The following is an 11,774-nucleotide window of genomic DNA, read 5'->3' on the forward strand; positions in this document are numbered from 1 at the left end:
CACGAGCATGCTAGAACTGCATTACTGGCCCACGCCCAATGGCCACAAGATCACCATCTTCCTGGAAGAGGCCGGCATTGAATACAACATCAACCCGGTGGACATCAGCGCCGGGGACCAATTCAAGCCCGAGTTCCTGGCCATTGCCCCCAACAACCGCATGCCGGCGATTGTGGACGATGCGCCGAGCGACGGCGGCGAGCCCATCTCGGTTTTCGAGTCCGGCGCCATCCTGATCTACCTGGCGGAAAAAACCGGCCGTTTCCTGCCCACCGAAACCCGCGCACGCAAGACCGTGCTCGAATGGCTGATGTGGCAGATGGGCGGCCTTGGCCCCATGGCCGGTCAGAACCACCATTTTGTGCAGTATGCTCCCGAGCGTATCGACTACGCCATGAACCGTTATATCAGCGAAACCAACCGGCTCTACGGCGTACTCAACAAGCAACTGCAAGGGCGTGACTGGATCGCCGGCGAGTACTCCATTGCCGACATGGCCGCCTACCCCTGGATCGCGCCCCATGAGCGCCAGCAACAGAACCTGGCCGATTTCCCGCACCTCGAGCGCTGGTTCAACGCCATGGGACAACGCCCCGCCGTGGTGAAGGCCTACGCCAGGGGCGAGCCCTGGAACAGCCGACCGGCAGTCACCGAAGAAGGCAAGAAGCTGCTGTTCGGCCAGACGGCAAAGGGCTGAAACCCGGCCCGGCCAGGGGTTCAGGTCACCCGGGCGCCGGGCCCGGACCCAGCGCATCCAGCAATGCTTTGGCCGCAAGCAGGTCCGGCGTATCAAAACCTTCGGTAAAGCGGCCGTACACCGCGGCCAGCCGCTGCCCGGCGGCCTCGTCTTTGCCCTGCTGCTGCCAGAGTCCGGCGAGCCCCAGGGTGGCACGCAGTTCCAGCGCCAGGGCGCCCTGTTGCCGGGCCAGCACAATGGCCTGTTCGAAGCAGGCCTGGGCGTCGGACTGCGCCCTGGTTGCCTCATCCGCCGGCGCCACCCCGGCAACCGGGCGCCGTGCCCGGATCGCCCCGGCCAGACGGTGCAATTCCGCCAGGTAGTAACGCTCACCATTGCTGTCTGCCAGTGCCCTGGCCTCCTGCAGTACAGCCTGCGCCTCATCGAAGCGGGCGGCTGCGAGCAGGGTTTCGGCCAGCAGGGCCAGCAGGTAGGTACAGCCAAGCTCGGCGCCATTGGCACGGTATTCAGTCAGGCCCGCGCGCATCTCCTCGATCGCCGCAGCGACATCGCCTTCACGGGCGTCCACCCAGCCAAGCAACACCCGGCCCTGGGCCTGCCAGTACGGAAAGCCCTGCTCGACGGAGAGTGCCACGGCCGCCTCTGCGCGCTTGCGGACGCGGTCAACCTCACCGCGCAACTGGTGCATTTCTGCGCTGTACCCCAGCGCAAACGCCAGGCTGAACGGATGCGCGACCTTTTCCGCCAGTGCCAGCATTCGTTCGCTGCGGACCAGGGCTGCCTCCGGCTGGCCTGAAAACCACAGCACCCAGGCCATGAAATTGTGCCCCAGCACACCCGGGTCCATGCCGTAATCGACGGCGTGATGCGCGTGCTGTCGACGATCATAACCCTGGCACAGGGCTTCCAGGTGTCGCCTGGCGGCACCGTAATCCCCCATGAAGAAACAGGTAGGCCCGACGGCCGCGTGGGCCTCCAGCATCAGCTGCGCATCGCCACTGCTCTGGGCCTGGTTCATGAGCAGCAGGCCCACTTCCTGGGCACGGCGGAACTCACCCCGCAGGTTATAGAAGCGCCGTAGCCCGACCAGCACCGAGAACAGCTGTGGCGCCTCTCCCAGCCGGCGCGCCAGGGTCAGGGCCCGGCTGTAGCTGGCCTCAACCTCGGGCGCGGCATAGCCCAGGCTGGCCATATAGATGGGGCCAAGCACAATCTGCAGCGCCAGTTCCTCGTGATCCCGCTGCGCCGACTCCGCCAGCCCCTGCATCAACTCCAGTGCCCGTTCCAGATGGGCGATGGCCTCCTGGTTCGCAGAACGCTGCGCCGCCTGGTAGCCGGCGCGCCGCAGATAGGTCACCGCTTTTTCACGATTGTCACTGTGACCATAGTGCCAGGCCAGTTCGCTGCAATGCTGCTCAAGGCGGTCCTCGTACAGTACTTCCATGACCCTGGCGGTACGTTCGTGCAACGCGCGCCGCTGTTGCAACAGCAGGGTGCCGTAAGCCACCTGCTGGGTAAGGCCGTGCTTGAAGGTATATTCGATGTCGGGAAAGGCCGGGTGCTGAAAAATGAACTCGCCGGCCTGTAACCGTGCAAGACCCCTGCGCAGCTGGTCTTGTGTTTGTTCAACCACCCGGTTGACCAGGCTCCAGGTAAAATCCTTGCCGATGACCGCCAGTGTCTGCAGCAGGGTTTTCTGGTCCGCCGGCAAACGGTCAATACGGGCACAGAGCACGCCCTGCACCGTGGTGGGGATATGCAGGTCCGCCGGCGTCTGTACCAGGCGGTACTGCCCGGCACTGCCACTGAGCGACTGTTCTTCCACCAGGGTCTGCACCACTTCCTCGATAAAGAACGGGTTGCCGCCGGTCTGGGCCAGGAGGCGGGGCTTGAGGGCGGCAAGCGACGCATCGGGCCCCAGCAGCACATCCAGCAGCTCGGCCGTTTCCTGCTCGGCCAGCGGCTCGAGCCGCAACTGCACGTAGTGCGAACAGCCCGCCCAGTCATGCCGGTATTCCGGCCGGTAGTTCACCAGCAGCAGCATGCGGGCCGTCGCCACGCGTTCACGCAGAAAATCCAGAAAGACCTCGGTCTCGCTATCGAGCCACTGCAGATCCTCAAACACCAGCTGCAGCGGCTGGTTGACACTTTCGCGCTGCAGCACGCGCCAGAGCGCCTCAAAGGTCCGGCTGCGACGCAAACTGGCATCCATCTGCGCCAGGGGGGAGTTCGCTTCGGCCAGCCCCAGCAGATAAAACAGGTAAGGCAGGCAGTCCTCCAGCCCGCGGTCCAGCGTCAGTATCTTGCCGGTAACCACCTCGCGGCGACGGCGCTCGTCATCCAGGGCGCTGAGCTGCAGGTAGGCATGCAGCAACTCGATCAACGGCCGGTACGCAAATGCCTTGCCGTGGGACACGGAAAAGGTCTCGAGCACCAGGCAGCTGTCTTTCGACCCCAGGCTGAACTCGTAAAACAGCCGCGACTTGCCAACCCCGGGTTCCCCCACCACGCCGGCGACCTGTCCCTGGCCGGCACAGGCCTGCTGCAGCGCGCGCTGCAGCTGCGCCAGCTCAGCCCGGCGCCCCACAAAGGGTACCAGGCCACGGCTGGCCGCCACCTGCAGGCGGGTGCGCAAAGGCCCCAGTCCCAGCACCTCGAAAGCCTGCTGCGGCTCCGACATGCCCTTCACCGGTGTCACGCCCAGCGGCCTGAAAGCCAGGTAGCCATCGGTCAGCCGGTAGGTCGATTCGCTAACGACAATGGAACCCGGCACCGCAATGCCTTCCATGCGCGAGGCGATATGTATGGTCTGGCCGACCGGATCATAGTCCGTGTGCAGGCTGTCGGTGCGAATGGAGCGCACCACCACCTCGCCAGTATGAATACCGACCCGAATCTGCAGCGGTATGGCCTGGGCCAGGCGCAGCCGGTCGGCATACAGGCGCATGGCGTCCTGCATGCGCAGCGCCGCATAGAGTGCCCGCTGTGGATGATCCTCATGAGCAATGGGGGCGCCGAACAGCGCGAGGATGCCATCCCCCAGCGACTTGGCAACGTAACCCTCGTAGTGATGCACCGCCTCCATCATCAGGCCCAGCACCGGGTCAATCAGATGACGCACCTCCTCCGGATCGAGCCCCTGAATGAGCGCAGTGGAGCCGGCCATGTCGGCAAAGACAACACTGATGGTCTTGCGCTCGCCAGTGCCCGCGGCACGGGCCTGCAACGCGGCCTGTTCGGCCAGTATGCGTTCGGTCAGGTGGGCAGGGGTATAGGCAATGGGGGCCGACAGGCGGGTTTCAGGGGCAGAAGACGCCGCAGCAGCGCTGCCCGCACGCCCCTGGGCGGCACCACATTCACTGCAAAACTTGGCCGCCGCAGCGACAGCATGGCCGCAGGCGGGACACAGGCATTCCAGTGGTGCACCACACTGGCCACAGGCCCGGGCATGCGGCGAATTTTCAGAGGTGCAGTGGCTGCATATCATGGAGGTCTCTCAAGGCTGCGAGAACCGCTGCAGGCAGCTCCCCATGCAGGCGCCTGCGATATCACTCCCTTGAAGACAGGATGCCGGTTGCGTTACGCCCTGTGATACCACAGCGGCGAACCCCGTGCCGTGACGATAAAAATGGCGATAATCTGTCCAGCGTTCAAAGCATAGTCCGCTTTGCGGCAGTCCCGGCCAAACGGCAGGGTCAAAGGGGACTTGATTTGCGCGGAGCAAGCGCCTGTAATGACCCAACCCCCGCGACGGCAACCAGGCTTCGCAAGGCGCGCCGCCTGATCACCCGAGCCCGAATTCGGCACTGGAGAACAGACCCATGACCCATGATGTTGTTGTATTGAGCGCGACCCGTTCCGGCATTGGCACCTTTGGTGGCGGCCTCAGCCAGATCGAGCCTGCGGAACTGGCAGGCCAGGTAATGAAGGCGGCGGTGGAGCGCTCCCAAGTGGACCCGCAGCAGATCAACTATGTGACCGCGGGCCACTGCATTCCCACCGATTCGCGCTTCGCCTATGTTGCCCGAGTCGCTTCGATCCAGGCCGGCCTGCCAATGGAATCCGTCGCCATGGCGGTGAACCGCCTGTGCAGCTCGGGCCTGCAGGCCATCGTCTCCACCGCCCAGTCAATCATGCTGGGTGACTGCGACTACGGCATCGGCGGCGGGGTGGAAGTCATGTCCCGCGCAGGCTACCTGTCGCCGGCCATGCGTTCCGGCGCCCGCATGGGCGATACGGCCATGATCGACATGATGGTGGCGACCCTTAACGACCCCTTCGGCGTCGGCCATATGGGCATTACCGCCGAGAACCTGGCGGAAAAATGGAACCTGAGCCGTGAAGACCAGGATGCTGTCGCCGTGGAATCTCACCGCCGGGCGGCACTGGCCATCGAGGAAGGCCGCTTTAAATCCCAGATCACGCCGATCATCCTGAAGACCCGCAAGGGCGACATCAGCTTCGAGAGCGACGAGCACGTCAAGCCCGGCACCAGTATGGATACCCTGGCCAAAATGCGCCCGGCGTTCAAGAAGGACGGCAGCGTCACCGCCGGCAATGCCTCAGGCCTCAACGATGGCGCCGCCTTCATGGTGCTGGCCAACGCCGAGGCCGCCGCCAAAGCCGGCCAGGCCCCGCTGGCCCGGCTGGTGTCCTACGCCGTGGCCGGTGTACCAAACCACATCATGGGGGAAGGCCCGATTCCGGCGTCCCTGCTGGCGCTGAAAAAGGCCGGCCTGGCCCTCAGCCAGATGGATGTGATCGAATCCAACGAAGCCTTCGCAGCCCAGGCCCTGGCCGTGGCCAAAGGGCTGGAACTGGACCCGGCCAAAACCAACCCCAACGGCGGCGCCATTGCGCTGGGCCATCCCATCGGCTGCTCCGGTGCCTTTATTGCAACGAAAGCCATCTACGAGCTGCACCGCAGCAATGGTAAATACGCCCTGGTGACTATGTGCATCGGCGGTGGCCAGGGGATCGCGGTGATTTTCGAGCGGCTCTGACAGCGCAGTGACCACCCATGAGCTGCACGCAACCCCTGCAATCACCGGCAAATACGCCCTGGTGACCCTGTGCATCGATGGTGGCCAGGGGATCGCGGTGATTTTCGAGCGGCTCTGACAGCGTAAAATACGGCGGAGTCTGCCAAGTGGCGGCTCCGTCGATTATCCATGCCCCTGTGGTCGCCGGGATCACTCAAGAGCTGCACCACGCACTCCATTATTAACCACTGAAACTACCGCACAGTACATCCTGGTACCCGCTGTATCACTCCGGAGCGCTTTCGCTGGCCTTGCCATCGCGGATGCGCTGGCGCGTGCCGGCACGCTGCCGCTGAAAATGACTCTCAGGCTGTTGCGCGGCCAGGGCTTCAAGACGCAGGCCCTGGTGGCGGATACCCAGACGCCCTTCATCTTCCATGCCCTGCAGCCGTGCCAGGGCGGCCTGTTTCTTTTTCACCTGGTGGGGCTGGTAGCTGTCCAGGTCCCGCGGGCCTATCTCGTCACCCAGCGCCAGTGCCTGTGCATGGACCGCCGCCTGCAGCAGCTCCTGGCCCGCCAGGGTGCGCACGATAAGCGCATTGGTGCCGGGGTCCAGCTGTTCGGTGGCAGGATCAATGGTGTCATTGGGCCAGGTATCCGAGGCGGCGATGTCCGCCCCCTCGCCGATGCCATCCGGGCACACCTTGCATCGAAACGGCAAGGACCAGGCCGTTTCGTCCTCGCCCCAGTAATCCGCGTAGCGCTTTTCCACCACCCTGCCTGAGTGCGTTTCGGCCCGTACGGGCCCGGGACAACCCCGGCCGCGATAACGCAGGGACCGAAGTTCATCGGGCTCAATGCCCAGGCTGGCGATAAACTGGTCCGTTGCCGCCGGGCTGCGATAGCCACCACAAACCGGCGCCAGGCGATAGCGCACCAGTTCATCCACCCGCGGGTCCTGGCGACCATAGTTGTTCAGCGCCGTGATATCGCAGGGCTTGCCGATAAAGGCGAAAGGCTCGCCGCGATCGAGCACGGCTCTGATATCCAAAAGCGGTGCCGCTGGCCCGTAGCGCGAACCCGCGGCCTCGATCACATCGGCCTGGCTAAAGCTCAACTGCGGCTCACCAAAGGTCGGGTGCCGTTGCGATGCCTTGACGTGCAGCACAAAGGCGACCCGGCCACTCGCCAGCAGGAATCCCGCCAGGGCTGTCAGTACACCCCCGGTCGAGCCTTCAAAGCGCACCTCCGGGTCTGCGGCCCAGCCCCGCACGATCTGCCGATAGGGCCCCCAGAGGCTGTCCTGGCGGGTATCGCTGGCAATCAGTCGCGGCGCCAGGCCCTGTACACGGATACCCGGACAGACGTCATAAATCTGATCCACGGTGGCATGACTCAGGGGCCCAACGACCCGCGGCCGCTGGTAGCCACTGGTAACCTTCTCGACGCGCACGCTGTCCACGCCCGCCACCGACTGGCAGAGACCACAACCGGTACACATGCCCTCTTCAACAATCCGGTACAACCGCTGCTGCGCCGTGGCACTGCTGTGATTCATGCTTGACTCCCTTTATCTGATCGCCAGGGGGTTGCCCTGTAAGGCCGCTGATGCAGCTGCTTAAAAACGCCAGCGCAGTACAGAGTTGCCGGGCTCATATGAGCGCTCTGCGAATGGCGCCCTGCCGGGGCTGAAAAAATGCAGGTGAAGGCGCCGAGTGTATGGCGATATCGCGGTGAAATCACATCGAAATTTTCGATACCAGCCAGGAAAAAAACTCGCTATTCGCGCCGCCCGTTTTGGCGGAATATGGCGCCAGGCTGTACTGCAGCTACCGAACTGGATCTGTCACCTGGTCAAACACAAACGGAGAGCCGCCGTGACACAAGCGCTAAACATTATCCCCGAAGTTGCCGTAAGCACTCTGAACGCACTGATCGACCTGGACCGCTATCCGATCCATGATCCAGAAGCAGAAGCGACCAAGGCGCTGATCGCCCAATGCCGTGAAGAACTCGATGCAGTTGGTTGCTGCTGCATTCCAAACTTTATCCGCCCCGAGTCCATTGCACGTATGCAGGCCGAGATCGAACGCAAGCGCGGGGATATCTACTGGTCCCAGGACAGCCATAACCCCTACATGCGCCAGGACGATCCGTCACTGCCAGAAGACCATCCCAAGCGCACCTTCCAGCGCCGCAGCAGTGGTTTTGTCAACTCGGACCTGCGCGAAGACGACTCGGACCTGCGCAAGCTGTACGATCGTGACGAGTTGCTGAATTTTGTCGCCCAGTGCCTGGGGGTTACCCGCCCGATCTACCGCTGGGCCGACCCGCTGGGCTGCTGCCCCTACAGCGTAATGGACGACGGCAACTATTTCCCCTGGCACTTCGATGGCAACGAATTCACCGTCAGCATCCTGGTTCAGAAGGCCGACAAGGGCGGCGTGTTTGAATACTGCCCGGACCTGCGCACTCCGGAGGACGAAAATTTCGACCAGGTGGCAAAAGTGCTCAAGGGCGACCGTGGCCCTGTGCATACACTGGATCTGAAACCCGGCGACCTGCAGATTTTCAAGGGCCGCTTCTCGATGCACCGCGTCACACCGGTGGAAGGCAACCGGCCGCGCTATATCGCCCTGCCGACCTACGTCTATGACCCTGAAACGGTTAACCGGCCGGAACGGGCCAAGCAGTTCTATGGCCGCGCCCTGCCCATCCATTACGAGCGTGAAGCCCAGCGTCCCGATACCCTGACGGACTAATACCAAGCTGCCACCGATAAAAAGCGGCCCCGGAACGATTCGGGGCCGCTTTTTGGGTTTAAAACCCTGAAAAACTCGCTCGATTCCCATTGAGCCTTCCTGCAAGTGGAAGGATAGGTTTTTAAATCCACCCTGTGCTCTACCGGAACAAAAACCCTATAAAACCAATAGAAAACATTTTGATACCCATCGAATAAAACCGCAAATAAACCATTAAAAACCATCAAGCCATTTATAAACGACATCGACAATTTCGATATCAGAAACAGAAATAATTCGCTGTATTACCGCCGAACATTTATTCAATATAGCTTCATCGAAGCGCTAATTCTCAGCCAATACCCCCCCAAGTTAATAATAAAATCCTCAGGGAGTCACTTATGAAACCTCTTGTAAGCCGGCGTTTTCTAACCCGACTGCACGCCATGCAACGCGACCATATCGACTTCACCTACTGGCTGCTCAGCCGAATGGATCCATCCGGGTGCGTAGACGCCAGTGCCAGCGAGATGGCCCTGGCCTGCAACCGGCCCCAGGAAGACGTCCTGCAGACACTGGATACCCTGTCGCGGCACCGCATCATTGCGCCCGCCCCAGCGGGCTATCGCATCAGCCCGGTCGATACCTTTTCCGGCCAAGTATGACCGTAGGTAAAAAAGCCAATAACAACAGGAGACTCCTTATGACCCGCACTATAGCCAAGCACGATAACCTGCGTCTGGCCGATATCGTCGACCTGGAACGCTACCCCATCGATGACCTTGAGCATCCGCGTACCCGCGAACTGATCGCTCGCTGCCGTGAACAGCTCGACGAAACCGGCTGCAGCGTGTTGCCGGACTTTATCCGTCCTGCATCCCTTGCACGAATGAAAGCGGAAGCCTATCGCCTGCATTCAAAGGTGTACTGGTCCGAGCAGAGCCATAACCCTTATATGACTCGGGATGACGCAACGCTGCCGGAAGATCATCCGAAAAGAACCTTTCAACGGCGTACCAGCGGCTTCATCAATTCAGACCTGCTGGAGCACAGTTCGGACCTGCGTGCGCTCTACGACTGGCACGCCATGACCCAGTTCGTCGGCGAATGCGTCGGTGTCTGGCCACTTTATACCTGGGCCGACCCGCTGGCACGCTGCCCCTACGCGGTGATGGAAGACGGTCACTACTTTCCCTGGCACTTCGATGGCAACGAATTCACCGTCAGCGTCTCCGTGGAGCAACCGCAGGAAGGCGGTGTCTTTGAATATGTACCGAACATGCGCACGCTCGATGACGAAAACTACGATCAGGTGAGCCGGACCCTCAAGGGGGATCGCAGCCAGGTACAGGAACTCGTCTGGCGCCCGGGCGCCCTGCAACTGTTCAAGGGCCGCTTCGCACTGCACCGCGTCACCGCGGTCCGGGGCAAGGGCGCCTGGATTACCGCACTGCCGACCTATGTGCTGGACCCTGAAAGCGTTAACCGCCCTGAACGTTCCAAGCAGTTTTACGGCAAGGCCCTGCCGATCCATTTCGAACGCGAAACCCGCCGTCCCGATACCCTGACGGATTAATCCGGCCGTAACCTACCACCATCGAACAAAAAGCCACCCTGGGTGGCTTTTTGCGTTGGATGCGAACAAGGCGTGGCCTGATTCCCCCGGCAAGCAGACTTTGCGCCCCGGGCGCTATCCACCCGGTCGCAACAATTCCCCCGGACACAAAAAAGACCGAACCCCAGGGGCGGTTCACCCATATTAACCATGCCATGATCAATACAGCCCTTCATTCAAAGGCGATCGAGTTCCAGCCCGCCGCCGAATGGAGTCACGAACGCGGCACGGCGAATTTACGTTCGCACGCAGCGACCGCTGATCGCCCCACAGGCATTACACCCCCCATGTCAGCCCCGCTGTTAACGCAACCAGTCATCTTCGAAGGGATAGCTGGACAGCGGCACGCAGCCGTCCCGCGTAATCAACACCTGCTCTTCGAGTTTGACCCCCTCCTTGCCACCTTCGACCGCGATACAGCTTTCGATGCAGATGGTCATGTTCTCCTCGAACACGCCGTCGTAGCCACCACGCTGCCAGTCATCACCAACATGGGCAATCGCCGGGTACTCATCGGCCATGCCAACGCCGTGGGCAACACAACAATAACGATTTTGATAAAACTCCTTCGGAATCCGCCAGCACTTGGCGGTGAATTCAGCAAAGCTCATCCCCGGCTTGAGCAACGCCATGTTGTGGTGGATTTGTTCGTAGGCAGTGCGGTACAGCCGGCGCTGTTCGGGCGTCGGCTGTACATGGCCGACCGTCCAGACACGGGAGATATCGGCGCAGTAACCGTAGGGACCAATCATGTCAGTATCGAAACCGATGATTTCCCCCTCCCGCATGACCCGGTTGCTGCTTTCCTGCATCCAGGGGTTGGTGCGCGGACCGGACGCCAAAAGCCGCGTTTCGATCCATTCGCCGCCATGGCGAATATTCTCGAAGTGTAGCCAGGCCCAGAGTTCGTTTTCGGTCATGCCAGGCCGCAGTTCATCGGCCATGCGCCGAATCCCCCGCTCGCACACCTGGATGGTCCATTTGATCAGTTCCAGCTCATCAACGGACTTGATCGCCCGGGCCTGTTCCAGCAACGGCTGGCCCTGCAGCAGGGTGACACCGAGCCCCACCAGACAGGGAATACCTTCTGGCTCCATCTTGTCTACCGCCAGGCGCATGTTTCCGCCGCCGTGGTGCCTGAGCAGGTCGGCAATTTCGGCCGCCCACTGTGCGGCTTTCTCCGATACCCTGGGGCCGGCGCCGAAGTAGGCCCAGTTAATGGCGCTGCGTATCTCGTCGACGGCTTCCAGGTGACTGCACAGGTGCTCGCAATTGTGGAATTCCCACATGATCACAGGTCCTGCGGCGAACACCATCGCATAGCGGGCGGCGTTATGGGCCGTCCAGACCTGCATGTTCGAGCTGTCGGTGGCATAGCGGATATTGATTGGATCGTACAGCAGCACTGCCGCGCAGTCGTGCCTGATCAGCTGCTCACGCACCCTCTGCAATCGGTAGGCGCGGGCCGAATGTAGCGTCTCTCTAGATACCGGATCTTTAAGCGGCTGATTCAGCCCCGCACTATTTATAAAGATTTTTCTATTCTTCATCAGCCTGTCTCATACCAAAACGTCCATTCAGGCAGGGCAGCTCTGTATGACTACGAGACGCCCCAACAAGGAATAACCTGACATTTAAAAATTGGCGCTGTCGACCTGTCGAAATACTCGAAAAGTCGGTGAACTGAAGCAGCAAACAGACGTATTTGTGCGAATTCCCTGTGTTTTCACTGACTCGCA

At 61.5% G+C, this 11,774-nt stretch carries 8 protein-coding genes; 5 read left to right on the plus strand and 3 right to left on the minus strand.

What is annotated here, in order from left to right; translation table 11 throughout:
- Nucleotides 1–7 precede the first annotated feature (7 nt).
- Nucleotides 8–697, plus strand: a complete 690-nt coding sequence (locus KDW95_RS05120; protein WP_255855203.1) for a glutathione binding-like protein — start codon at nt 8–10, stop codon at nt 695–697.
- 25 nt (nt 698–722) lie between these two features.
- Here KDW95_RS05120 and KDW95_RS05125 read toward each other — a convergent pair whose 3' ends face one another.
- The gene (locus tag KDW95_RS05125; protein ID WP_255855204.1) at nt 723–4,184 is read right to left on the minus strand and encodes an adenylate/guanylate cyclase domain-containing protein; all 3,462 of its coding nucleotides are present in this window, start codon (nt 4,182–4,184) and stop codon (nt 723–725) included.
- Between the two features lie 334 nt (nt 4,185–4,518).
- Here KDW95_RS05125 and KDW95_RS05130 point away from each other — a divergent pair, with 334 nt between their 5' ends.
- On the plus strand, nt 4,519–5,700 hold the full coding sequence (locus KDW95_RS05130; RefSeq protein WP_255855205.1) for an acetyl-CoA C-acyltransferase family protein: 1,182 nt from the start codon (nt 4,519–4,521) through the stop codon (nt 5,698–5,700).
- 265 nt (nt 5,701–5,965) lie between these two features.
- On the opposite strand, the gene KDW95_RS05140 is transcribed toward KDW95_RS05130, so the two are convergent.
- Nucleotides 5,966–7,237, minus strand: a complete 1,272-nt coding sequence (locus KDW95_RS05140; RefSeq protein ID WP_255855207.1) for a Coenzyme F420 hydrogenase/dehydrogenase, beta subunit C-terminal domain — start codon at nt 7,235–7,237, stop codon at nt 5,966–5,968.
- A 319-nt stretch (nt 7,238–7,556) separates the two neighbouring features.
- Here KDW95_RS05140 and KDW95_RS05145 point away from each other — a divergent pair, with 319 nt between their 5' ends.
- The 3 genes from KDW95_RS05145 (at nt 7,557) to KDW95_RS05155 (ending at nt 9,996) form a co-directional block, all read left to right on the plus strand.
- Nucleotides 7,557–8,441 (plus strand): HalD/BesD family halogenase, encoded by an 885-nt coding sequence (locus KDW95_RS05145; RefSeq protein WP_255855208.1) that lies wholly within the window; start codon nt 7,557–7,559, stop codon nt 8,439–8,441.
- A 380-nt stretch (nt 8,442–8,821) separates the two neighbouring features.
- Nucleotides 8,822–9,085, plus strand: coding sequence for a hypothetical protein (locus KDW95_RS05150; RefSeq protein ID WP_255855209.1), 264 nt, complete (start codon nt 8,822–8,824; stop codon nt 9,083–9,085).
- Between the two features lie 38 nt (nt 9,086–9,123).
- Complete coding sequence (locus KDW95_RS05155; RefSeq protein WP_255855210.1) at nt 9,124–9,996, plus strand: HalD/BesD family halogenase; 873 nt, start codon at nt 9,124–9,126, stop codon at nt 9,994–9,996.
- Between the two features lie 341 nt (nt 9,997–10,337).
- Here the strand turns inward: KDW95_RS05155 and KDW95_RS05160 are convergent, their stop codons facing one another.
- Nucleotides 10,338–11,585 carry a M24 family metallopeptidase gene (locus KDW95_RS05160; protein WP_255855211.1) on the minus strand — a complete coding sequence of 416 codons (1,248 nt, stop codon included), beginning with the start codon at nt 11,583–11,585 and terminating at the stop codon, nt 10,338–10,340.
- Between the last annotated feature and the right edge of the window lie 189 nt (nt 11,586–11,774).

This window comes from Marinobacterium rhizophilum, assembly GCF_024397915.1.
Taxonomy (GTDB): Bacteria; Pseudomonadota; Gammaproteobacteria; order Pseudomonadales; family Balneatricaceae; genus Marinobacterium_A; species Marinobacterium_A rhizophilum_A.

Excerpts from the sequence above, each read along its gene's own strand:
- KDW95_RS05120 (WP_255855203.1), top strand. The coding sequence starts at position 8 with ATGCTAGAACTGCATTACTGGCCCACGCCCAATGGCCACAAGATCACC.
- KDW95_RS05125 (WP_255855204.1), bottom strand. The coding sequence starts at position 4,184 with ATGATATGCAGCCACTGCACCTCTGAAAATTCGCCGCATGCCCGGGCC.
- KDW95_RS05130 (WP_255855205.1), top strand. The coding sequence starts at position 4,519 with ATGACCCATGATGTTGTTGTATTGAGCGCGACCCGTTCCGGCATTGGC.
- KDW95_RS05140 (WP_255855207.1), bottom strand. The coding sequence starts at position 7,237 with ATGAATCACAGCAGTGCCACGGCGCAGCAGCGGTTGTACCGGATTGTT.
- KDW95_RS05150 (WP_255855209.1), top strand. The coding sequence starts at position 8,822 with ATGAAACCTCTTGTAAGCCGGCGTTTTCTAACCCGACTGCACGCCATG.
- KDW95_RS05155 (WP_255855210.1), top strand. The coding sequence starts at position 9,124 with ATGACCCGCACTATAGCCAAGCACGATAACCTGCGTCTGGCCGATATC.
- KDW95_RS05160 (WP_255855211.1), bottom strand. The coding sequence starts at position 11,585 with ATGAAGAATAGAAAAATCTTTATAAATAGTGCGGGGCTGAATCAGCCG.